Genomic DNA, 22,258 nt, shown 5'->3' with positions numbered 1-22,258 from the left:
GCCGTTAGATGTACCTTGTTTGCATACCGGTATATTTGATTTCTGGAATAAATAAAAATGCCTTTTACTCGTCACCAGGGCTATGCAACGATTACTGTCAATATCTGTATTATCTAATAAAATACACAATAATAACCACTGCCCCCAACAATAAGCGGTACCAGACAAAAATAGAATAACTGCGCCGGGCCAGATAGTTCAGCAAAAATTTAATAGACAAAAAGCCTACCAATGCTGAAACCGCCACCCCAACCAAAAAGGCCGTGTTAATATCACCGGGGGACACTTCGGTTAACTTTTTTAATCCCGCACCGGCTACAATAGGCGTGGATAAAAGAAAAGAAAAGCGAGCTGATGTCTCACGGGTCAAACCCATTAGCCGGCCTGCGGTCATAGTAATGCCCGAGCGAGAAACACCGGGTAAAATAGCCAGAGCCTGAGATATACCAATCATTAGCCCTTCTTTTAAACCTACTTCTTCCAGCCTTTTAATGGCCAACGCCCGGGTATCGACAAAGTGCAAAATAACGCCCATGATCATTAGCAATATGCCGATCAGTAAAGGTTGGCGAAAAATTGTTTCTGCCTGATCTTCGAGCAGATATCCCACCAGCGCACCGGGTATAGTACCAATTACTATATACCAAAATAACTTTCCTTCAATGGTTTTTTTTGCGCGCAGCCCATCTGCGATTAAAAACAGCCAGTCCCGCCAGAAAAAAGCTATCACCGCAAAAAGAGTGCCCACATGCAAAGCAACATCAAAAGTTAATCCGGCATATGGCCAACCAGCTAGCCAGGGAACCAATACCAAGTGAGCCGAACTGGAAATCGGCAAAAATTCACCCAATCCCTGTACAATACCCAGTACTACAGCTTGAAATAAATCCAAATTACCACCACCCTGTTAAGTAAACAGCATAATTATACCACAGGGACAAACTTGACAGCCAAATAAATGTATGTTTGTTTTAAAAAGCTGTGGCATTCACCCGCAAGATAAACACCACAGCTTAATATATAAAGCTTAGGATATATTTGGTTTGTTACTGATTTAACGACTCTGTATTACCGGGGCCCCCGGGTATAGATCCGTACGCAAATAGTCTTTGGGGTCGGTACTCAGAAGCTGCACTAATTCCTCCTTGCCTCCCACGTTGCGTACCAGCGCCGGCACTCCATTAACAGTAGCTTTTCTCTCCGGGTAATGAGTCATTTGATCCAACCCGGCCAGCACAAGTTCCAATTGCATTGGCGTATAAAGGATCATTGCAGGGGCACCTCGTTTCTGGTCTTCCATTCCTCAACTAAGCTTTTTAGCTTATCCATCGCTTGATGCACTCCGCCCACCTCATCAATTAAACCACATTCCACCGCATCATATCCGATTAAAACAGTACCAATGTCGCGGGCCAGCTCCCCTGTGCGGAACATAAGTTCCCTAAATTTATCCTGAGTAATATGCGAATGTGCGGTAACAAAGCGCACTACCCGGTCCTGCATTTTATCCAGGTACTCATAGGTCTGGGGAACACCAATAACCAACCCGTTTAAGCGGATGGGGTGAATGGTCATACTGGCTGTTTCCGCAATAAAAGAATAATCTGTGGATACCGCTATAGGCACGCCGATACTGTGCCCTCCGCCGAGCACCACGGATACGGTTGGTTTGGATAAACTGGAGATCATTTCGGCAATAGCCAGGCCCGCCTCCACATCACCGCCCACGGTATTTAAAACAACTACAATTCCTTCCACCTCCGGGCTTTGTTCCAACGCTACCAACTGGGGTATCATATGTTCATATTTAGTGGTCTTATTCTGCGGTGGAAGGACTAAATGGCCTTCTATTTGGCCAACAATAGTTAAACAATGAATATTGCTCTTTATTTCAGGCACCTGAATTGCGCCCATTTCCTTAACCGTTTCCATGGTATTCTTGGGTTTGCCGGTTACCCTGGTCCTTTCGGTATTTGGATCGCTGTTGGGGTTCTCGGGCCGGTGCGGATCGGTTTCGGGTCCGGGCTGAGACGGCGGATGATAAGGGAATATGCCGGGTACCTCATCAAAAGATTGATAATAAGACATTAGATATCCTCTCCGTTCTGCTGTTAATCTGGAAATTCCCTTTTAGTATGTATAAATAATGCAAAAAAATACACAGGCTTACACCTGTGTATTTTTGGCAAGTAATTATACTTCCATGATGATGGGTAGAATCATGGGCCTTCTCCTTGTTTTTTCAAATAGAAATTTGCTTAAATCATCTCTTACTTGAGACTTAATCGATGCCCATTCCAATATCTTCCGAGCATAACATTTCTCTAACGCTAACTTCACTTTTTCCTTGGCCTGATCCATTAATTGTTCGGATTCCCGGACATATACAAACCCCCGTGATACAATATCCGGCCCGGATACTATTAAACCGGATTCACGACTAATTGTCATAACAACAATTAGAATACCATCCTGGGACAGCTGACGACGATCACGCAAAACAATGTTACCTACATCACCTACACCCAGGCCGTCCACCAGCACTCGCCCGGAGGTAACCCGCCCGGCAAAGCGACCGCTGCGCTTGGTAAGCTCCAACACTTGACCGTTTTCACCAACGAAAATATTAGATTCAGGAATACCCAGATCCCGAGCCAGTCGAGCGTGCTTTACCAGCATACGGCACTCACCGTGCACCGGCATAAAAAACTTGGGCTTAACCAGGTTCATCATTAGTTTTAATTCCTCCTGGCTGGGGTGACCGCTGACATGAATACCCGAAACCGCCTCATAAATAACATTGGCACCCAGCTTAAAAAGCTGGTCGATAACTCTGGCCACCAGTTTTTCATTACCAGGTATAGGGGTAGCAGAAATTATTATTGTATCCCCGGTCATTATTTCCACCTGGCGATGATCACGACTGGCCATCCTGGTTAGAGCGCTCATCGGTTCCCCCTGGCTACCGGTGGTAAGGTAAACAATCTGGTTCCTGGGTAGTCTGGATGCCTCATCCAACTCAACCAGTAATCCGTCCGGTACCTTGAGATATCCCAGATCACAGGCAATATTAACCACGTTAACCATACTGCGTCCCACCACGGCCACTTTTCTTTTATAGCGACTTGCCGTGGTAATAGCCTGCTGCAGCCTGTGTACATTAGAGGCAAAGGTGGCTACAATAATCCTTTCCCGGGCCTCTCTAAATGTATCATCAAAGGTTTGTCCCACTACCCGTTCAGACATAGTGTACCCGGGTCTTTCCACGTTAGTACTGTCACTTAAAAGAGCTAGTACACCTTTTTCCCCTCGCTGAGCAAACCGGTAGAAATCCGTTACTTCACCATCCACCGGAGTTTGATCGATCTTAAAGTCACCGGTGTGTATAATAACTCCCACCGGCGTCTCAATAGCCAGGGCCACTGCATCGGGGATACTGTGCGAAACTCGAATAAACTCTACCTTAAAAGGACCTATCGATACTATATCCCGCGGTTTTACGCAATTCAACTTAACATTGTCCAGCATATGTTGTTCGCGCAATTTACCGCCGAGAATCCCCAAAGTAAGCCTGGTACCATATACCGGGACGTTCAATTGCTTTAAAACATATGGCAATGCCCCGATATGATCTTCGTGTCCATGCGTAAGCACAATACCACGTACAAGATTTTTATTCTCCAAAAGATAAGTGATATCCGGAATGACTATGTCAATGCCCAGCAAATCTTCCTCAGGGAACATCAGGCCGGAGTCAATAACCAAAATATTTTCCCCGTATCTCACCACCATCATGTTCTTGCCGATCTCCCCCAGTCCCCCCAAAGGGATCAAGGATACTTTAGGTTCACGCGCCATACCACACCTCCTAATACTGTGGAAATTTTTGTTTAATAAGATATATAATTTGGTGAGAATTAGGAGAAGGCGGGAAAATATTTTGTTTTGTTATAAAGTCCGTTCAGAACTCGCTAATACATTATACTTTATCTTAAGTCGCAGAACAAGACAACAACAGCTCACAAAAGTATTAGTTTCCATATAATACAATTAAAATACAAAAGAGAGCCCCACAGGCTCCCTTTTATTAATTAAAATTATTTTTATTCTACAACAGCTTGGCATCAGACAACACTTTCTTAATGGCTTCCTTTTCCTCCTGACTGGCCTCCACCAGCGGCAGTCTGGGTGGACCCACCTGCCAGCCCAGCATATTCAGAGCCGCTTTAACGGGTACCGGATTGCTTGTCACAAACATACCCTTAAATACAGGGAATATGCTGCAGTGAATCTTGGTAGCCATGGTTACGTTCCCCGAGGTATAAGCATTAACCATCTCTTGAATACGCTGACCGATAATATGTGAAGCAACACTGATAACTCCCCTGCCGCCTAAAGATAGAATAGGCAGTGTCAAAGAATCATCCCCGCAATAAATGGCGAAATGATCCGGTAAAGAGCGCCGCAATTCACTAACCTGGTCAAGATTGCCCGACGCCTCCTTGATAGCCACTATATTATCAATAGCAGATAAGCGAACGACTGTTTGGGATAATATATTAACAGCCGTTCGCCCGGGTACATTGTAAAGAATCACCGGTAAATTGGTACTTTGAGCAATGGTACTAAAATGCTGATACAGTCCCTCCTGAGAAGGCTTGTTATAATATGGCCCCACCAGCATCACAGCGTCAACACCCACTTTTTCCGCCGCTTGAGTCAATTCAATGCTGGCAGAAGTGTTATTGCTGCCTGTACCGGCAATTACCACGGCATCACCGCCAACCTCTTCCACCACTACGCGAAAGAGTTCCACCTTTTCTTCTTTTGTCAGTGTAGGCGATTCACCGGTAGTACCGGAAACGACCAAACCGTCTGAACCCGATTGCACTAGGTGACGGGCCAATTTTTTAACTTGATCAAAATCAATCGTCAGATCCTTTTTCAATGGTGTTACCATGGCCGTTAACACTCGCCCGAAATCAATACCCATGTATCTTTCACCTTCCTTCCAGGTTAACTACCCTGTCTTAATGGGCTAGTTTAAATTGCTTGTGCAGGGCCCTGACGGCATTTTCCATTTCCTCACGTCTTACCAAAACCCAAACAGTAGTATGAGAATCGTTACACTGCAATATTTGGATATCATTTTTAGTTATCGCTTCTACTATATCCGCTATTACCCCGGGTACTCCGGACATGCCCGCACCCACCGCAGATACCTTGGCACACCCGGTAATTACTTCCGCCGCATAACCGGCGTTTTCCAGTACCTCGATCGCTTTTTCAGCCATATCATCCTGTACTGTGAACAGAATTACTTCAGGTAAAATATTAATAAAGTCGATGCTCACCCCGGCCAGCGCCAGCGATCTGAACATGCGACGTTGCTTTTTAAAACCTTCAACACCGGCACCGGTATTAACCTTTATCTGAGCTATACCGGATATATAAGTTATTCCTGTAATAATACGATCCCTGGTTATATCTATAGAGCCTTTATATACTTCACCCGAGCTGGTCACCAGTGTTCCAGGCCCATCGGAGAAAGCTGACCGAACACGCAAAGGAACGCCTTTTTGCATAGCGATCTCTACCGCCCGCGGGTGTACCACCTTGGCCCCTTCATGAGCCAGATGACATATCTCGTCATAGGTGATAGCCGCGAGCGCTTTGGCTTCGGATACAATGCGCGGATCAGCGGTCATAATACCTTCTACATCAGTGTAAATATCCACATAAACAGCATTTAAAGCCACACCCAATGCAGCAGCAGTGGTATCACTACCCCCGCGGCCCAAAGTGGTCGTTTCACCGTGTTCAGTCACGCCCTGGAAACCGGCCACTACTACCACGTAACCCTCTTGAGCATATTTAATAATATTGTTCGGCTGAACCTTTAAAATCCGTGCTTCGGAATGCTTATTATCAGTGGTTATACCTGCCTGTGCGCCCGTCATAAAAACAGCCGGACAACCCGTGTTCTGCAGGGTTGCCGCCATGATTACACCGGATATTATTTCACCGCAGGACATTAACATATCCATCTCGCGTCCCGGCAACTCCCGGTTAGCTTGTTTAACCAGGTTAATCAAAGTATCGGTGGCATAAGGATCGCCCTGTCGTCCAATAGCTGAAACCACTACCACAGGTGAATAACCTTCATCTTTGGCAGCTATTACTTTGCCCGCCACCCTTTCCCTTAATTCGGAAGATACCAAGGAAGTACCCCCAAACTTAAGTACCAGGAACTTCATCAACCATTACCTCTTTCCAAGGCAATCGCATTATCTCTTTCCAAGACATCCGCATTTAACTACCAGCTCTGCAATTTGCACTGCATTTGTGGCCGCGCCTTTGCGCAATTGATCAGCCGCCACCCACATATTAAGCCCTTGTTCCAGGGAATTGTCTTCCCTGATGCGGCCGACAAACACCTCATCCTTTCCGGATGTGTAAAGGGGCATGGGGTACTCCTTATTAGCCGGGTTATCAACAACAATCACCCCGGGAAAATCCGCCATAATTTTCTTGGCCTCGTCCGCGGTAACTTTGCGATTAGTTTCTATATTAATGGACTCCGAATGGCTGCGGTAAACCGGGACACGCACAGTTGTAGCGGTTATAGCCACATTGTCATCATGTAAAATTTTATGGGTTTCCTTGACCATTTTCCATTCTTCTTTAGTGTAATCCATCTCCTGAAATACATCAATATGTGGTATCAGGTTGAAAGCTATTTGATATTGAAACTTAGATGGTACAACCTGACCGCCATCCAGGGCAATTCTGGTATGTTCAGTTAATTCTGTAATACCTTCAGCTCCGGCGCCGCTTACCGCCTGGTAGGTGGATACTACCACCCGTTTAATACCTGCGGCATCATATATCGCTTTGAGGGGTACCACCATGATAATAGTAGAACAGTTGGGGTTGGCTATAATGCCCTTATGTTCCTTGACATCCTCGGGATTAACCTCGGGAACAACCAAAGGCACCTGTGGGTCCAGACGAAAATGGCTGCTGTTATCAATAACCACCACGCCCTTTTCAGCCGCCAGCGGGCCAAATTCCGTACTGGCCGCGCCACCGGCAAAAAGAGCGATCTCCATCCCGTCAAAAGAAGTCGGCGTAGTCTCCTCAACAATATACGTTTTACCTTTAAAGATCATTTCTTTGCCGGCGGAACGAGCGGTGGCGCAAAGTTTCAATTTGCTCACCGGAAAATTTCTTTCTTCCAGGATTTGCAACATTTCCTGTCCCACTGCTCCGGATGCTCCTACTATAATTACATTATAACCAGCCAAAGTTTATCCCTCCAATTCTATATCTTCCACCGGCATAGACAGCTTAATCGTAGGCAACTAAAACAGGTTGAATCTGCTTCCCCTGCAAAGCATGTTCAATGGCATCCACCATTTTATCCATTTTGGCCTTTAACGAATTTGGTTTGCCGGTGGGATTATCCTGTCCAAACGGAACCATATATATATTTTTAGCATTTAAAAGCAAACCAATATTTTTGGCATTTAAACTAAGACCGTCATTAGTAGAAATAGCCATTACCACCGGGCGCTGGTTGCGTAAATGGGCTTTAACAGCCATCAGCACCGGACCGTCGGTAATAGCGTTAGCCAATTTAGCCAGAGTATTTCCGGTGCACGGCGCCACCACCAGCACATCCAGCGACTTTTCCGGGCCAACCGGCTCTGCGCCAACAATACTGTTAATAATATTTTGCCCGGTAATCTCAATAATACGTTCTTTCCAGCCGGCGGACGCTCCAAACCTGGTATCGGTTTCATCTACAGATGCACTAATAATAGGATACAATATAGCACCCTCATCAGCAACCCTTTTCATCTCCGCCAGCACTTCATCCAGGGTACAATGAGAGCCTGTTAAAGCAAATCCCACCTTAATACCCTTTAATCTCATAAACACATGCACCTCCTGGGTAAAACCGGAAAACTAACGTCCTGTCTTCTGCAGTAAAATACCGGGTACCACCCGGGCCAGAATCATACCGGCTGTTTTAGGTGCCACCCTGCCAGGTAAGCCGGGCGCTAAAACAGCCTCAATTCCCAGCTCCCCGGCCTTTTCAAAATCTGTGCCCCCGGGAGCAGAAGCAAGGTCGATAATCAGGGCCGTCGAGGGTAACCTCTGCATTATTTCCTCATTAATAACCGGCGCAGGTATAGTATTAAATATTACATCCACATCACATAAATAGTCTACTAATTCTTTAAGGTTAATCGCTTTTAACCCTATGACTGCCGCTCTGGCCAGTTGGGCGGGATTCCGGGCTGCTATTGTGGTATAAGCATGCATATTCGACAGCAACTGGGCCAACGTTTGACCGGTACGGCCAAAACCCAGTACCATGACATTACTGCCATGAATGGTAATAGGCAGCCTTTCCATAGCCATCTGCACAGCCCCTTCCGCAGAAGGAATTGAATTCAAAATGGCCACTTCATCAAGTTTCATCAGCTCCACAAGTTCCAGAGCGTTTTTTTCCAGCAGATCCCGCAGCGATTTTCTGGCCACCCCCACCAGAACAGGGGTCCCGGCAGGTAACAGTGACAGCAACTCCCTGGTAATTACCGGTCTGGGATTAAGGTAACCCGAATAGAGTTCCATTTGTTCATTAACCCCCGGTACCGGTAAAATTAAAGCCTGCGCCCCGGCCAGGCATTCCTCCGGCTCCGGACAAGGGATTATATTTGGCCCCTTAACCGGTAAACCCAAAGTTTTAACGGTTGCCCCGGCATCGGCAAGACACTCTACCAGGGTAATTTCTCTGGCGTCCCCGCCCATAACAGCTACCGCAAGGCCTGTCAAAATTTGCACGGCCGGCAAACCCTCCTCCAACCTTCTTGTACTTTACATCAATATATGAATCGCCGGTTTTAGAGGTGCATGTATGAAATTTTTGAAACAAGCTTATTCAAACAAAAGGTTTTCTAAACCATATACCACTCCTTCCAGACGCGGCACTGCCCGAATGGCAGTTAATACGCCGGGCATAAACGATTCCCTGGCGATCGAATCATGCTTTATAGTCAACGTCTGACCGACACCACCGAAAATTACTTCTTGGTGAGCCACACAGCCAGGCAGTCTGACACTGTGAATACGCAATCCACCAGGCATTTTACCGCCCCTGGCCCCAATTATTTTCTCTTCCTCCAAGGCCAAACCTTGCTGAAAATCTCCCCGCTGCTCCAAAATCATCTCCGCGGTTTTTATAGCTGTACCCGAAGGAGCATCTAGTTTCTGGTCATGATGCTTTTCAATTATTTCCACATGGGGAAAATATTTAGCAGCCTCCGCAGCAAATTTTATCATTAACAATGCCCCGATGGCAAAGTTCGGCGCAATTATGCACCCTAAATGCATATTATTAGCCAATTCGGAAACTTTAATAAAATCCTCACGGGACATGCCTGTGGTGCCAACAACAGGACGCACACCCGCTTTTAATGCTGTTAACACATTTGCCGTTACCGACCGGGGACCGGTAAAATCAACCATTACTTCCGCCCCGGAAGCAGTCAGAGCCTCAGCCAGATTGGAGGCAATTTTAATACCCAGAGGCTCGCCACCCAACAGCGTACCGGCATCCAATCCCTCGTTAAAAACATCAATGGCTGCGCATAATTCGGTATCTTCAGCGGCCAGCACAGTTTTCAGCACTTCTCGCCCCATCCGCCCGGCCACACCGCTAATAGCAACTTTAATCAAATTAGTTTACCGGTAATTTATTTATGCATTACATATTGAAACTACCGGTTACCCCCTTTCCATACCAATTTAAAGATGCATAAATTTACTTGCAAAAATAATTCTCTAATATCTCAACAAGTATGTCAAGTAAAAAACCATTACTGGCCGGATTTGAATTTTTACTAACACCCGGTTTCTTCCGTCCCTTTTACATTGACTTTATATCCGCTGAGTTGTCCCTGTCCCGGGGCATGATTAACCCGTTGGATATTTTTCTGGACTGATAATAGAAATCAGCTGCCGGGGCACCTGAACATTCCGTAACCACATAGTATTTACGGCTTGCTGTTTGATAATTAATTTTCCATCCCATAAACGGATGTTCTTTGCGTTCCAATAAACTCACCCTCTCTTTTAAGAAAAAATAATTCACAAACACGTTCCTGAAGCCGGATGAATTTACATTTACAACGTCCGCCAGCCTTGCTTATTTATATTGACGTTAATTTGACCGGTTTCAGGATAATCTCTTCTCTCCACCATACCTGAAAACACAAAATAATCACTGCCGCACTCGGATTCCACTATACCACTGGCTACTTCAAACTCCGTTCGATTGCCCCTCATTATTTCCGTGGGGCTAAATGGTTCGGCTAATTTTAGTTCTGCTGAAATATCCTCATAGTGGGCCCACAATAGATTGTCTAGTTCATTGTCCGCAAATGTAACCGGCAAACCGATTTCTTCTTTCGCTTCCCGCCTGGCTATCATGTGATTGTGCGCGTATAGCTTTTCAGTAAGATAATCAACAATATTTTGCACCTGTTCACCGGTAAGTCCATCTCTGCGCAAGCCCAGCATTTTATTGGCCAGAGAACGGATGAGCATCCAGTTTCTGTGCACGTTACCCAGAGCTAAAGGATGGATTTTTTCCGCCAGTAATAAAAAAGCCTTGGCCATTACACTTTCATCATAGATGCCCATTTTTTCCGCAATCAATGTCATGTACGAGTATACATCCTCAATACTAACCGGCAATCTGGCCGAAGTATTAGACGGATCTTGAGGGTTAAAAGCATTAATAACACTGGGATCAATGGGACCCAGCTCTCCCATCTTACTCATAACAATTTCATCGGCCCCCAGGCATAACAGCGTTCCGGCACTATAAGCCCTAAAAGGCACCAAAACAGAAAAATGTTCCGTATACTCTCGAATTAAATTAACCAAACGCCACGGTGTCAAGACGTCACCGCCTCTGGTATAAAGTATCAGATCCACCCGCGGCTGATTGCCGATAATCTCCAAATGCCTATAAATTACCCTTACTACATCCGGAGCAATCCTGGTGCTGACATTCTCCCTATCACCCGTAATATACGACAGTACAACCGAGCCTCGCAGGCACCCTATCTTCTGTAATATATCAACTCTTTGCGGCCGGGACATAAATTGCCTCCCTGTTTTTAATTATTATGACCCATGGCAATATACATTATATAAAGAATATGTAAAGTAAAAAATCCGTGCTAACGACGGATTTTTTACACTAAATATTTACCATACCTGGGTATAGCCTGGTCAAGCTCCACTATAATTACTTCAAACCCCACCTTTTTTATTGCTTCCCATGGAATTATTAATTCCTGTTTTTCAGCAAATAGACTTAACATATTACCCTTGCGAGGCAATATAATAGACTTTATCTGTCCTGTCTCGTCATCGATGGCCAAATCGGTTTCCCCAATCACCCCCAACCGGGCGCCATCGTTTATATTGATAATCTCTTTTCCCGCCAACTCGCCCAGTCTCATCTTTCTTTAGCCTCCTCTAAATGTTCAAATTCTTCTTCTTACCCATAGACGCATGGCAAACGGTTGTATAACGGCCAGAGCTATTGATAATGTGGCCAGCGGCTCCAATCTAATACCGCTGACCTGTAGCGATCTTGGTATCTGAAGTTCCAAAAAAGTCTGCATTAGTATTAAAGAAAGGTATATACCGCCAGCCGTGCCCACCATGCCGGTGATAGCCTGTGATAAAGGAGAGGATTTGGCCTCACCAATAGCGTCCCAGTTTTTATCCCGCATGGAAAGCCACCTAATACGCTCGCGCACAGAAACAATGATCAGCAGTATAATAATTAAGACGAAAAGCAATACACCGATTTTCATATATTCACCTCCCGTACCAATTTATATTTATCTCCTTGTAAAACATTCCTTATTTTAGACCAAATGAGTAATAAATTTATCCAGTAGTGAACTCGTTCAGCTAAAGCTGAACATCGGGGCTTCAGATGGAAATTCTACCCCACCCGAAGTAAAAATAGGAACTCCCACTTATAGAAGTGGGAGTCTTGAAATTTGACAAATAAAAAAAGACCGGTATACGGTCTTACCTGCCCGTTGACCCAAAACCTCCCCGATCCCTGGCGGAAGGGGTCAACTCATCAGTATAGGCAATCTCCACCTGAAAGCAAGGCATAAAAACAATCTGGGCAATCCTATCACCCGGTCTTATCTTATAAGGTTCTTTACCATTATTTTGTATCGCACAGATTATCTCACCCTTATAATCACTGTCAATTACCCCCACCGCATTGGCGAGGGTCAAGCCATGTTTGCTCGCCAACCCACTGCGCACAAAAACCAGCCCCACCATGTTGCCAGCGGGTATATCAACCGCCAGCCCGGTGGGGACAAGTATTTTCTCCCCCGGTTCCACCACCAGCGGTTCTTTTAAAGAAGCGGGCAAGTCAATCCCGGCCGCCCCCGAAGTGGCATAAGCCGGCTCGGGCATCGAAACGCCAATGGCGGGGTTTAGTTTTTTAAATTTAATCTGCACCCTTCCACATCCTTGGCATTCACATATTATTAATGATATTATTCAGCATATCACCGTCATCCCATGGCCCCACACTGGCCATACAGAAATTCTCCGGCTTTAACACTGCCCTGACCAAATCTTTAATATCACTGTCCGATACCGCCATAATACGATTTACGATTTCATCCGGCGGCACAACTTTGCCAAGATACATTTGGGATTTACCCAACCTGCTCATCCTGGTGCTAATATTTTCCAAGCTAAGCAACAGGTTTCCCTTCAGCTGTTCCTTGGCCCGTTGCAGTTCGGCCAAAGTCACCCCATTTGACTGGATACGCCGTATTTCCCTGACAATCAGTTCCAAGGCAGCCCGTACGTTTTGTTTGCTTAACCCCGTATAGATACAGAACAAACCGGAATCGTGATACGAGCTGTGGTATGAAAATATGGAGTAAACCAGCCCACGCTGTTCCCTGATTTCCTGGAAAAGCCGGGAACTTAAACCTCCGCCTAAAATAGTGTTTACAATTTGAAAAACATATATCTTTTCATGATCCAAGGCCAGCCCGGGCGTGCCAAGACATATATGTACCTGTTCGGTATCTTTTACCCGGCAGACTACCTGGCGTGCCGGTTCAGGTAAAAAATACCCTTTTTCTTTTTTTGCTCCGGCCAATTTGCCAAAGGTTTCATTTAAAGCATTGATAACCTTTTGCTGATCAAAGTTGCCGGCTACCGATATCACTAGATTGCCGGAGCTATAGTACTTGCGATAAAAGGACAGTATTTGTTCCCGGGATAGTCCCTGTACGGTTTTTTCATCACCGATGATCGGTCTGCCCAGCGGATGGCCCCGCCAAATGGTACCGGCAAAAACATCATGTACCAGTTCATCCGGAGCGTCTTCATACATTTTTATCTCTTCTAAAATAACATTGCGTTCCCGTTCAATATCAGCCGGATTAAAACTGGAATTCAGCAGCATGTCACCCAGCAAATCAATACCCAGCGGAAAGTGTTCGTCCAAAACCCTGGCGTAGTAACAAGTATATTCCTTGGTAGTAAAGGCGTTTAACTGTCCGCCCACGGCGTCCAGTGCCTCCGCTATATCTTTAGCGGTACGTTTTTCCGTCCCTTTAAACATTAAATGTTCAATAAAATGTGATATGCCCGCTAATTCATTACTTTCATCCCGAGAGCCAATATCCACCCAAACTCCAATAGCTACCGAACGCACATGCGGTATATTCTCCGTCAGTACTTTAATTCCATTAGCCAGTTCGGCTACCTGTATCACGCAGTTACCCCCTGTTAAAATCAAATCCACTGTCATTATATTAAAATCGAGTAATCGATAATCGAGTATAATTTCTTGCTATCTTAATAAAACTCCTTGTTTTTCTCTTAACTATTTTTTAACGACAAGCATCTTTCACTAATTTTATTGAGTTTTGGATTAAAGACATTTTATCGATTGTACAGCTCGCCACAATATCGGTGTCCCCCACTTTGCAGCCGTTTACAAAAACACCGATTTCACCCAATAGCTGCCCCTCACATACCGGTGCGTCAATGCTTCGTACCAGCTTTACTCTTTTCTCAATCCGGTCCGTCCCGTCCACCCGTAAATTAACCGTAATATCATCCACCGCCTTAACCGGTACCGTTTCAGCAACCCCGCCTGTAACTCCAACCCTGTCATGCACGGCACCGGCATAAACGGTTTGTATATCTTCAAACTTATTGAAGCCGTAGTCCAGCATTTGGCCGGCATCTGCAAACCGGTTACTCCCATTTAAAACCACTGCCAATAAGTGTCTATGCCCCCTGGTGGCAGAGGCGACCAGACACTTACCCGCCGCCACGGTGGTACCGGTTTTAACACCGTCAGCCCCGGGGTACTGCCATAGTAATTTATTAGTGTTTTGCAAATAATGATTAATACCACCCGGCCCTTCGATTATCCGGGCACGGGTTTTAACGATCCGGCAAAACGCCGGGTCATGCAAGGCATAACGTGCCAGCAATGCCAGATCAAGAGCGGTGGAATAATGGCCGTTAGCCGGTAAACCATTGGTATTACGAAAACTGGTCGCTTCGGCACCCAGCAGCACCGCCTTTTCATTCATCAACTGCACAAAGAAATCCTCCGTGCCGGCCACGTGTTCGGCAACGGCCACACAGGCATCATTGCCGGAACATAGCAGAGCGCCGTACAGCAGTTGTTCCAAGGTAAGTGTTTCCCCCGCTTCAAGATACATTGAAGATTCTCCAACCGCTGCGGCCCGGGGGCTAACCGCTACAGTATTATTTATATCCGCTCCACCGAGAGCTACCACCGCCGTCATTATTTTAGTCGTACTGGCAATTGGCCTTGGCTCCCTATGACCTTTTTCGTAAAGAATTTGACCGTTATTAACATCCAGCAATAATGCCGACCGGGCACTGACCTGCGGAAGCTGCTGTTGTTCATTAGCCATACCGGGTGAGATACATACAACAGCACTTAAGAGATAAAGAAATAAAGTCCAAGGTGCAGTGAATTTAATCAGACGCAATGGGAACACCTCTCTTTGTCTTAGGCTTTCCCATGATGTTTAATTTTTATCCCTCAGCCAGCCGCCGCTATCATTCCCGCTTCTGCTCCAACATCTTTCCAACAGTAATTAATTGAAAGCCTTCTTCCTCTAAACCGTCAATTATAGATGGCAGTGCGTGTATTGTAGGCGCGGTTGGATGCATTAATACAATAGCACCGTTTTCCATTTTATTAAAGACACGTTTACTGATAACTTCCGGAGCCGGACGCTGCCAATCCACTGTGTCAATACTCCACAGCACGGTACGATAGCCCAACTCCTGAGCGGCCTCCAATACCGCCGGCCCTCTTTCCCCATAGGGAGGAGCATAAAGCCGAGGTTTTTCACCGGTAATATCATAGATAATCTTTTCAGCTTTAGTTATATCCAGCGAGTTTTCCTGCTTTGATAGATTGTCGGGATGTGGATGGGAATAGCCGTGGCTACCGATTTCATGGCCTTGTTCATATATTTTCTTCATCAGTTCGGGGAATTTTTCCGCCCAGGTGCCACCAATAAAAAATGTCATATGCACATTTTTTTCCTCTAAGACTTCCAGCATACGCCCCATGTATTCCTCGCCCCAGAAAACATTACATGTCAATGCCATAGCCTTAACATTTTCATCACCCTGGTAAAGGGGCTCAATTGCAGCGGCAGTGGTTGCCTGCTCACGAGAACAAACCATCCATATAATTGCAGATAGTATACAGATTAATAAAAAGATTTCAATTACCTGCCGACGATTAATGAAAACAAATATCCTTCCCCCCCGTCTGAACTTTTTTCATAAATACTTATGCACAGAATCACTTGAAAATGCTGTTTAAAATAAATAACCCACCCCCATGGGCAGGTTAGCATTCTTTAAACACGTTCAAAAAGTACAACCTTGGAATGTCTCCACCAAAGTTCCGGCTTATCAAAATCAACGCCGTTATCCAGCCTGCACAGTGACCATTTATTGGGCCCTTTGAGTACCCGACTGCGCCAACCGGGATAATCCCCCCAAATATTTTTGTCTTCCTCACCTATTAATATATAAGCATCCACCGATCCGGCGCTCCTAAAAGCAGGGGTCCAATCGCAACCTCCAGGCATCCAGCTGCATATAACGAGGCGCGGACTGTATTTTTTAAGCGCATCAAGGCAGCTCATATGCACCGGCATTAATCCATATAGCCAAGGACCCTTGGGCAGTGACTCCGAATAATTATCAACCGCAGTCAGGCTCACTCCCCGGTTGTGCAATACATTGGCCAGCTCCCCATTACCCGCCCCTACTTCCAGCACGGGACTAAAGTTTAAATTATTTATTTCTGCAGCCAGAGCATCATTAAATTCTTTGTTTAAAATTTGGTAGATACCAAAAGCTAAACAATAAGGCTTTAATATTGAAAGGCGGCATATAACAGCATTGTCACGCCAGGCCGCCTCCGGATCATACTTGACCGGACAGTCGGCAAAATTATTTTCCATCCACTGTTTTTCCCGGCTGATTTTCTCCTGTACACTCTTATATCCAAACAACTCCAAAGACATAATGAAACCTCCTACTTCGCAACAATGAGCTGTTGCGTTCAAACTCAGCATACTTACCAGTTGGCCGTTCCAGTCCAATTTATCAAATTTCAAGACTCCCATTTCTATAAGTGGAAGTTCCTATCCTTACTCCGGGTCGGGTAGAATCCCCATCTAAAGCCCCGCTGTTCAGCTTTAGCTGAACGAGTTCACTATTAGTTTAAGGCCGGGCTTAAAAAAAATAAACCCCCTTTTTTTAAGGGGTATTGTAAATTAGCTTGATTTGTGATTTTGTGGCCGGCGCTGGCCGCGCTGAGGACGCCGGTTATCCCTATTATCCTTTGGTTTTTCCCTGTTTTCCATGCCCTCCGGAACCGGCAGCAAATCTTTATGGGATAGTTTTAATCTCCCTTGATTGTCATAACCAATCACTTTAACCTCTAACATGTCCCCTTCTTTGACCACATCTTCTACCTTATTTACCCGCTCATGGGCCAATTGAGAAATGTGTACCAGACCATCTTTACCCGGCAGACCCAATACTCCGGGTATTATCTCCACAAAACACCCGAAATCAGTAATCTTGACCACTTTACCGTTATAAATCTGTCCGCTTTCCACATCCTTGGTTAGTTTTTCAACGATAGATAATGCATTATATCCGGCATCCGGATTAACAGCGGCAATAAATACCCGGCCATCATCTTCGATATCAATATCTACACCGGTCTCTTCGATAATTTTTTTAATTATTTTACCGCCCGGACCAATTACGTCCCTGATTTTATCCGGATCAATAAGAGTTTGAATAATCCTGGGCGCATAAGGAGATAAATCAGCTCTGGGTTTATCTATCACTTCCAACATTTTACCCAGAATATGCATTCTTCCCTCAGTGGCCTGGCTTAGGGCAGTTTGCAATATCTCCCGGTCAATACCGGCGATTTTAATATCCATTTGCAGCGCGGTAACCCCTTTGGCGGTACCGGCTACTTTAAAGTCCATATCGCCTAGATGATCCTCAAGGCCTTGAATATCAGTTAATACGGCAAATTCATCGCCTTCCTTGATTAAACCCATCGCCACGCCGGCCACCGGCGCCTTAATGGGCACACCCGCATCCAGAAGGGATAAACAACTGCCACAAACACTACCCATAGAGGTAGACCCGTTACTTTCCAGCACCTCGGAAACAACCCTTATCGTATAAGGAAACTTTTCCTCAGGCGGAATCATTGGCTCTAAAGCACGCTCAGCCAGTGCACCGTGGCCGATTTCCCGCCTGCCCGGTGAGCGCATCGGCTTTGTTTCTCCGGTACTAAAGGGAGGAAAGTTATAATGATGCATATAACGCTTGGTTTTTTCAATACCCAGGCCGTCCAGTATTTGCTCCTCCGATATAGCCCCCAGGGTAACGATGGACAGCACCTGAGTCTGTCCGCGCGTAAAAAGGCCTGAACCGTGTGTGCGCGGCAAAATACCCACTTCAACGCTTATAGGACGCACTTCGTTAAGAGCCCTGCCGTCAATGCGCACCCGGTCCACTAAAATAAAGCGGCGAACCAGTTTCTTTTCCACGCTTTCTATAATACCGGCAATTGCTTTAGCTTCTTCGGGGTATTCTTCCAGTAATTCCGTCATAAGCTTTTCCTTTACCCCGTCCAGCAAAGCTTCCCTTTCTTTTTTGGACGACTGTTTTATAATGCAATCCTTTATTGCGGACTTGATGTCCTCTGAAACTCTTGCCGTCACAACGTTTTCCAATTCCTCTTCGGCAACCCTCAACTCAGGATTGTATTTTTCTCTGGCTAAACCCATGGCCAGCGCTTCATCACGAAAAGCTTCGATGAATTTTACAATTTCCTGTATTTTTTCATGCCCGAAAATAATAGCCTCAAGCATATCACTCTCCGGCACTTCTTCCGCACCCGCCTCAACCATCATGACAGCTTCCCCGGTACCCGCCACCACCAAGTGCATATCGCTTTTTTCCGCATCGGCTATGTTGGGATTGATAATGAGTTTATTATCCACCCGACCTACAATAACACCGCCAATGGGTCCGTTAAAAGGAATTTCTGAAATATGCAGGGCAACAGAGGCCCCCACCATGGCGGCCATTTCCGGCGGATTATCCTGATCCACCGATAGAACCAGAGCAATCACCTGCACCTCATTGCGCATACCTTTGGGAAACAAAGGGCGAAGGGGCCGGTCAAGCAACCGTGCCGTTAAAGTAGCCTTTTCACTGGGACGCCCCTCTCTTTTAATAAACCCACCGGGTATTTTGCCCACTGCATAAAGACGTTCTTCGTAATCACAGGTGAGAGGAAAAAAGTCAATCCCCTCCCTAACGTGCTTGGCCATGGTAGCATTAACCAATACCACGGTATCGCCATAGCGGACCAGCACGGCACCTCCGGCCTGCTTAGCCACCCGGCCTGTTTCTATGGTCATTTGTCTGCCGCCGATTTCAATGCTTTTACACAAAATTTTTTGCTGCTGCATATCTTGCTTTTTTTTCCGGCCCAAAAAAAAGAACCGGTATACCTCCTTCCTCATCCAGTCAAGTTCAACTATGGCTGGAATATTACTGTAACCATAAAAAAATCTCATTCTACATATTTAGTAGTATATCCTGCCTAAAATATAAAAAATACATTAATTTTTTTATATTTAACAGAAAATGTAAAGAGCGGGTATATACCCGCTCTTATTTGCGCAATCCCAATTTTTCAATTAGCTCACGATAACGATTAAAATCCCTGCCTTTTAAATAGTCCAACAAGGCCCGGCGCTGACCGACCATTTTCAATAACCCACGCCTGGAATGGTGGTCTTTTTTATGAATCTTGAGATGCTCTGTAAGATCATTGATCCGCCTGGTCAAAATAGCCACTTGAACTTCAGGAGAGCCGGTATCGTTTTCATGTAACTTAAAGCTATCGATAACAGATTGTTTATCCGGCACTGATAATGCCACGGGGTTCACCTCCTTTGTCTTATAATCGCTGCCAGCCAAGCTAATCGTCGGAGACAAACGAATTCCCTAGCTAACAGTTCACACCTTAAATTTAATTCATTTTCCTATCACAGTAATCACCAGCCGCCCGCTGGATATATCCTTGGCCACAATATCAAACATACGCCCTGATCTGGCGAAAAACCCCCTAAAGCGAGTTGCTGTGGGTATGCGGCCCGGTATACCGTTGGTGGCGGCTATAATATCAGCGACCGTAATCTTATCCTGACGATAATCACGCAATCGCTTTCGCGCATGTTCAGTAATAATAACATTCATTTCCATATTATTTTAATTTGTCCCGGTCCGGCAGGTTGATTCATCCTCTTCCTGCGCTAAAAATGCATACAAGGCATCCTGAAAGGCGGCTATTTGAGCATTTTCTTCTGTGTTGGCCTGTAAATATATTTTTTCCAATTCTTTCTTTAAATTCTGAAAATCCTCGCTTAAACAAATCAGTGCAATGTGATTCAACCATTTTTTAATTTCCTCTTCCGGCAAATCGATCTTGGGCACCCCCATTAATGAAACGGCTCCTTCAATTTCATACGGGACGTTTACTGACTGGGCAACAATTTGACAAGCTCGGTTTTAACCTTTTTTCGAGGTACTGATTAATTGTAGCATATTCTACCTGACAAGTAAACGTGCCAAAGGCTAGAATGCGCCGGTGAAAATAAACTTGCCACTTTTCAATACCCGGTATCGGCGAAATCAATGCGCGCTTCATTAATATCCATTTGAATTTGTTCAACTAATTCTCCAGCCGAATTAAACTTTTTTTCATTGCGCAGCCGTCTGATAAAGTACACCTTAATTTCCTTGCCGTATAAATCACCACCAAAATCCAGCAAATGAACTTCAACGGTGCGTACGAAAGAATTGCTGTGAAAAGTGGGTACAATACCGATATTGGCCACTCCTCCCAGAACACGCCCATCAATGTCTGCCTTCACCGAGTACACGCCATTAGCAGGCACCAATAGATTTGGGTCTACCTCAATATTGGCGGTGGGAAAGCCAAGAAGGGAGCTGCCCCTTCTATCACCATAGACTACCGTACCCTCGATTACAGGGGCGTAACCAAGGTATTTTCTTGCCTCAAGTATTTCCCCGTCAGCCAGCATACTTCTTATCAATGTGCTGCTTACCGGCTGTCCTTCAATGCTAACCGGCTGCAAAATTTCTACATCAAAACCCAATTTATCACCATACTCTTCTAATAATTCCGGGGTGCCCTTTCCCATATAACCAAAGGTATAGTTATAGCCGACCAAAACAGCCCGCACCGCCAGCTGTTCATGTAAAACCTGTTTAATGAAATTCTCAGGACTCAGACGGGCAAACTCTCGGGTAAAAGGTATCCACAGCAGCACATGCACACCCAGCTTTGCAAACATATTCCTCTTTACATCCGGTGGTAATATCAATGGCGGCGCACCCTGCGGATTTAATACCGCCAGGGGATGAGGATCAAATGTAAATACAGCCGGCGTACCGCCGACCGCCTGCGATTTAGCCACTATATCGCTAATAAGTCTCTGGTGTCCCAAATGTATACCGTCAAAATTGCCAAGCCCGACCACTATATTTTCATATTTATCTTTTAACCCTATCCAGTCTCTATAAATACGCACTGCTGATATAACCTCCACATTTATGTTTAAACCAGCACTTTAACCGGTTGAAGCATATAATGCTCCGACGTGTTAGGGTCGTTTTTAACAACTGCCAGGGCAATTAATACGCCTGCCTTTTCCAGGCGAACCAGCTGATTGGCGATAAGTCGATCCGCCAAATCATGCACAGGCAATGTAATACTATTGCCACAGCTAACAGCTACGGCAAATGAACCCCCAACAGCTATCCCCGGCAAATATTCCAACGCCTTTCCCATTGGCACAAGTAATGCACTTGCATTTTGCCCCGCAGACTCGGCCAGTTGTTCCAAGGTGATCGTATCTTCCAATAGGAACATCCCCGCCCGAGTGCGTAACAAAAAGGACATATAAGCTCCACAACCCAGCATCTCCCCCAGGTCATGGCAAATTGTACGTATATATGTGCCTGCGGAACAATGAATATGTAAAATAGCGCTGGGGGACAGCTTATCCTCATGAAAATCAATCAATGCAATTTCGTATATGTAAACAGAACGAGGTTTTCTTTCCACTTCAATGCCCGCTCTGGCCAGTTCATATAGTTTTTTCCCCTGGTGTTTGATAGCCGATGTCATTGGTGGTACTTGTTCAATTAATCCCGAAAAACTTATTAACGCTTTCTCTATATCGGCAGCACTAATGCCATGTGCTCCGCCCGATGTTATAACCTCACCGAAGGAATCCCGGGTGGTAGTAGATTTACCAAAGGTAACTTCCGCCCGATAGCATTTACTATCCGGCAGGTACTGAATGATTTTAGTAGCCTTGCCCAGGCATACGGGCAACACACCGGCGGCCCCGGGGTCCAATGTTCCCGTATGCCCCGCTTTTTTTTGGCCGGTTACTTTTCGAATAAATCCTACTACATCATGACTGGTCATGCCCGGCGGTTTAAGGACATTCAAAATGCCATCCAT

At 45.5% G+C, this 22,258-nt stretch carries 25 protein-coding genes; all 25 read right to left on the bottom strand.

The window, feature by feature from the left end; translation table 11 throughout:
* Nucleotides 1-109: 109 nt before the first annotated feature.
* The 25 genes from ABDB91_RS06985 to truB all read right to left on the bottom strand — a co-directional run bounded on the left by ABDB91_RS06985 (nt 110) and on the right by truB (nt 22,258).
* Nucleotides 110-892: an undecaprenyl-diphosphate phosphatase gene (locus ABDB91_RS06985; protein WP_347490896.1), complete on the bottom strand. Its 783-nt coding sequence runs from the start codon at nt 890-892 to the stop codon at nt 110-112.
* Nucleotides 893-1,054: 162 nt separating this feature from the next.
* Nucleotides 1,055-1,270 (bottom strand): YlzJ-like family protein, encoded by a 216-nt coding sequence (locus ABDB91_RS06980; RefSeq protein WP_347490894.1) that lies wholly within the window; start codon nt 1,268-1,270, stop codon nt 1,055-1,057.
* On the bottom strand, nt 1,267-2,088 hold the full coding sequence (locus ABDB91_RS06975; RefSeq protein WP_347490893.1) for an ATP-dependent Clp protease proteolytic subunit: 822 nt from the start codon (nt 2,086-2,088) through the stop codon (nt 1,267-1,269). Before ABDB91_RS06975 ends, ABDB91_RS06980 begins: the two co-directional genes overlap by 4 nt.
* Before the next feature lie 105 nt (nt 2,089-2,193).
* Nucleotides 2,194-3,858, bottom strand: coding sequence for a ribonuclease J (locus tag ABDB91_RS06970; protein WP_347490891.1), 1,665 nt, complete (start codon nt 3,856-3,858; stop codon nt 2,194-2,196).
* 250 nt (nt 3,859-4,108) lie between these two features.
* Nucleotides 4,109-4,993 (bottom strand): 4-hydroxy-tetrahydrodipicolinate synthase, encoded by an 885-nt coding sequence (gene dapA / locus ABDB91_RS06965; RefSeq protein WP_347490890.1) that lies wholly within the window; start codon nt 4,991-4,993, stop codon nt 4,109-4,111.
* Nucleotides 4,994-5,030: 37 nt separating this feature from the next.
* Nucleotides 5,031-6,257: an aspartate kinase gene (gene dapG, locus ABDB91_RS06960; RefSeq protein ID WP_347490889.1), complete on the bottom strand. Its 1,227-nt coding sequence runs from the start codon at nt 6,255-6,257 to the stop codon at nt 5,031-5,033.
* 30 nt (nt 6,258-6,287) lie between these two features.
* Nucleotides 6,288-7,307 (bottom strand): aspartate-semialdehyde dehydrogenase, encoded by a 1,020-nt coding sequence (locus ABDB91_RS06955; RefSeq protein WP_347490888.1) that lies wholly within the window; start codon nt 7,305-7,307, stop codon nt 6,288-6,290.
* A 43-nt stretch (nt 7,308-7,350) separates the two neighbouring features.
* Nucleotides 7,351-7,938, bottom strand: coding sequence for a dipicolinate synthase subunit B (locus ABDB91_RS06950; protein ID WP_347490886.1), 588 nt, complete (start codon nt 7,936-7,938; stop codon nt 7,351-7,353).
* Nucleotides 7,939-7,971: 33 nt separating this feature from the next.
* Complete coding sequence (gene dpsA / locus ABDB91_RS06945) at nt 7,972-8,853, bottom strand: dipicolinate synthase subunit DpsA (RefSeq protein WP_347490885.1); 882 nt, start codon at nt 8,851-8,853, stop codon at nt 7,972-7,974.
* A gap of 93 nt (nt 8,854-8,946) precedes the next feature.
* Nucleotides 8,947-9,747: a 4-hydroxy-tetrahydrodipicolinate reductase gene (gene dapB / locus ABDB91_RS06940; protein WP_347490883.1), complete on the bottom strand. Its 801-nt coding sequence runs from the start codon at nt 9,745-9,747 to the stop codon at nt 8,947-8,949.
* 190 nt (nt 9,748-9,937) lie between these two features.
* Nucleotides 9,938-10,126: a hypothetical protein gene (locus ABDB91_RS06935; protein ID WP_347490882.1), complete on the bottom strand. Its 189-nt coding sequence runs from the start codon at nt 10,124-10,126 to the stop codon at nt 9,938-9,940.
* 68 nt (nt 10,127-10,194) lie between these two features.
* Nucleotides 10,195-11,178, bottom strand: a complete 984-nt coding sequence (locus ABDB91_RS06930) for a hypothetical protein (protein ID WP_347490881.1) — start codon at nt 11,176-11,178, stop codon at nt 10,195-10,197.
* A gap of 95 nt (nt 11,179-11,273) precedes the next feature.
* A complete protein-coding gene (locus tag ABDB91_RS06925; protein ID WP_347490880.1) occupies nt 11,274-11,543 on the bottom strand; it encodes a YlmC/YmxH family sporulation protein in 270 nt (89 codons plus the stop codon).
* 24 nt (nt 11,544-11,567) lie between these two features.
* On the bottom strand, nt 11,568-11,903 hold the full coding sequence (locus ABDB91_RS06920) for a hypothetical protein (protein WP_347490879.1): 336 nt from the start codon (nt 11,901-11,903) through the stop codon (nt 11,568-11,570).
* A gap of 223 nt (nt 11,904-12,126) precedes the next feature.
* Nucleotides 12,127-12,576 carry a dUTP diphosphatase gene (gene dut, locus ABDB91_RS06915; RefSeq protein ID WP_347490878.1) on the bottom strand — a complete coding sequence of 150 codons (450 nt, stop codon included), beginning with the start codon at nt 12,574-12,576 and terminating at the stop codon, nt 12,127-12,129.
* A 19-nt stretch (nt 12,577-12,595) separates the two neighbouring features.
* Nucleotides 12,596-13,855, bottom strand: a complete 1,260-nt coding sequence (locus ABDB91_RS06910; protein WP_347490876.1) for a pitrilysin family protein — start codon at nt 13,853-13,855, stop codon at nt 12,596-12,598.
* Nucleotides 13,856-13,973: 118 nt separating this feature from the next.
* A complete protein-coding gene (locus ABDB91_RS06905; RefSeq protein WP_347490875.1) occupies nt 13,974-15,116 on the bottom strand; it encodes a D-alanyl-D-alanine carboxypeptidase family protein in 1,143 nt (380 codons plus the stop codon).
* A 70-nt stretch (nt 15,117-15,186) separates the two neighbouring features.
* Entirely contained in the window at nt 15,187-15,825 is a 639-nt protein-coding gene (locus tag ABDB91_RS06900) for a polysaccharide deacetylase family protein (protein WP_347490873.1), read from the bottom strand.
* A 179-nt stretch (nt 15,826-16,004) separates the two neighbouring features.
* Nucleotides 16,005-16,679 carry a hypothetical protein gene (locus ABDB91_RS06895; RefSeq protein ID WP_347490872.1) on the bottom strand — a complete coding sequence of 225 codons (675 nt, stop codon included), beginning with the start codon at nt 16,677-16,679 and terminating at the stop codon, nt 16,005-16,007.
* A 252-nt stretch (nt 16,680-16,931) separates the two neighbouring features.
* On the bottom strand, nt 16,932-19,166 hold the full coding sequence (locus tag ABDB91_RS06890; RefSeq protein ID WP_347490871.1) for a polyribonucleotide nucleotidyltransferase: 2,235 nt from the start codon (nt 19,164-19,166) through the stop codon (nt 16,932-16,934).
* 205 nt (nt 19,167-19,371) lie between these two features.
* Entirely contained in the window at nt 19,372-19,641 is a 270-nt protein-coding gene (gene rpsO / locus ABDB91_RS06885) for a 30S ribosomal protein S15 (RefSeq protein WP_347490869.1), read from the bottom strand.
* Between the two features lie 96 nt (nt 19,642-19,737).
* Complete coding sequence (locus ABDB91_RS06880; protein ID WP_347491548.1) at nt 19,738-19,959, bottom strand: hypothetical protein; 222 nt, start codon at nt 19,957-19,959, stop codon at nt 19,738-19,740.
* A 12-nt stretch (nt 19,960-19,971) separates the two neighbouring features.
* On the bottom strand, nt 19,972-20,202 hold the full coding sequence (locus ABDB91_RS06875) for a hypothetical protein (RefSeq protein WP_347490868.1): 231 nt from the start codon (nt 20,200-20,202) through the stop codon (nt 19,972-19,974).
* A 170-nt stretch (nt 20,203-20,372) separates the two neighbouring features.
* Complete coding sequence (locus ABDB91_RS06870; RefSeq protein ID WP_347490867.1) at nt 20,373-21,317, bottom strand: bifunctional riboflavin kinase/FAD synthetase; 945 nt, start codon at nt 21,315-21,317, stop codon at nt 20,373-20,375.
* A 26-nt stretch (nt 21,318-21,343) separates the two neighbouring features.
* Nucleotides 21,344-22,258, bottom strand: a complete 915-nt coding sequence (gene truB / locus ABDB91_RS06865; RefSeq protein ID WP_347490866.1) for a tRNA pseudouridine(55) synthase TruB — start codon at nt 22,256-22,258, stop codon at nt 21,344-21,346.

Source organism: Desulfoscipio sp. XC116 (assembly GCF_039851975.1).
Classification (GTDB): Bacteria; Bacillota; Desulfotomaculia; order Desulfotomaculales; family Desulfallaceae; genus Sporotomaculum.
The sequence above is the reverse complement of the archived record's forward strand: the minus strand, read 5'-3'. Positions and strand labels throughout refer to the sequence as shown.

Coding starts and splice junctions, on each gene's coding strand:
- ABDB91_RS06980 (WP_347490894.1), bottom strand. CDS start 1,270: ATGATCCTTTATACGCCAATGCAATTGGAACTTGTGCTGGCCGGGTTG.
- ABDB91_RS06975 (WP_347490893.1), bottom strand. CDS start 2,088: ATGTCTTATTATCAATCTTTTGATGAGGTACCCGGCATATTCCCTTAT.
- ABDB91_RS06970 (WP_347490891.1), bottom strand. CDS start 3,858: ATGGCGCGTGAACCTAAAGTATCCTTGATCCCTTTGGGGGGACTGGGG.
- dapA (WP_347490890.1), bottom strand. CDS start 4,993: ATGGGTATTGATTTCGGGCGAGTGTTAACGGCCATGGTAACACCATTG.
- dapG (WP_347490889.1), bottom strand. CDS start 6,257: ATGAAGTTCCTGGTACTTAAGTTTGGGGGTACTTCCTTGGTATCTTCC.
- ABDB91_RS06950 (WP_347490886.1), bottom strand. CDS start 7,938: ATGAGATTAAAGGGTATTAAGGTGGGATTTGCTTTAACAGGCTCTCAT.
- ABDB91_RS06930 (WP_347490881.1), bottom strand. CDS start 11,178: ATGTCCCGGCCGCAAAGAGTTGATATATTACAGAAGATAGGGTGCCTG.
- ABDB91_RS06925 (WP_347490880.1), bottom strand. CDS start 11,543: ATGAGACTGGGCGAGTTGGCGGGAAAAGAGATTATCAATATAAACGAT.
- ABDB91_RS06920 (WP_347490879.1), bottom strand. CDS start 11,903: ATGAAAATCGGTGTATTGCTTTTCGTCTTAATTATTATACTGCTGATC.
- ABDB91_RS06900 (WP_347490873.1), bottom strand. CDS start 15,825: ATGGTTTGTTCTCGTGAGCAGGCAACCACTGCCGCTGCAATTGAGCCC.
- ABDB91_RS06895 (WP_347490872.1), bottom strand. CDS start 16,679: ATGTCTTTGGAGTTGTTTGGATATAAGAGTGTACAGGAGAAAATCAGC.
- ABDB91_RS06890 (WP_347490871.1), bottom strand. CDS start 19,166: ATGCAGCAGCAAAAAATTTTGTGTAAAAGCATTGAAATCGGCGGCAGA.
- ABDB91_RS06880 (WP_347491548.1), bottom strand. CDS start 19,959: ATGAATGTTATTATTACTGAACATGCGCGAAAGCGATTGCGTGATTAT.
- ABDB91_RS06875 (WP_347490868.1), bottom strand. CDS start 20,202: ATGGGGGTGCCCAAGATCGATTTGCCGGAAGAGGAAATTAAAAAATGG.
- truB (WP_347490866.1), bottom strand. CDS start 22,258: ATGGATGGCATTTTGAATGTCCTTAAACCGCCGGGCATGACCAGTCAT.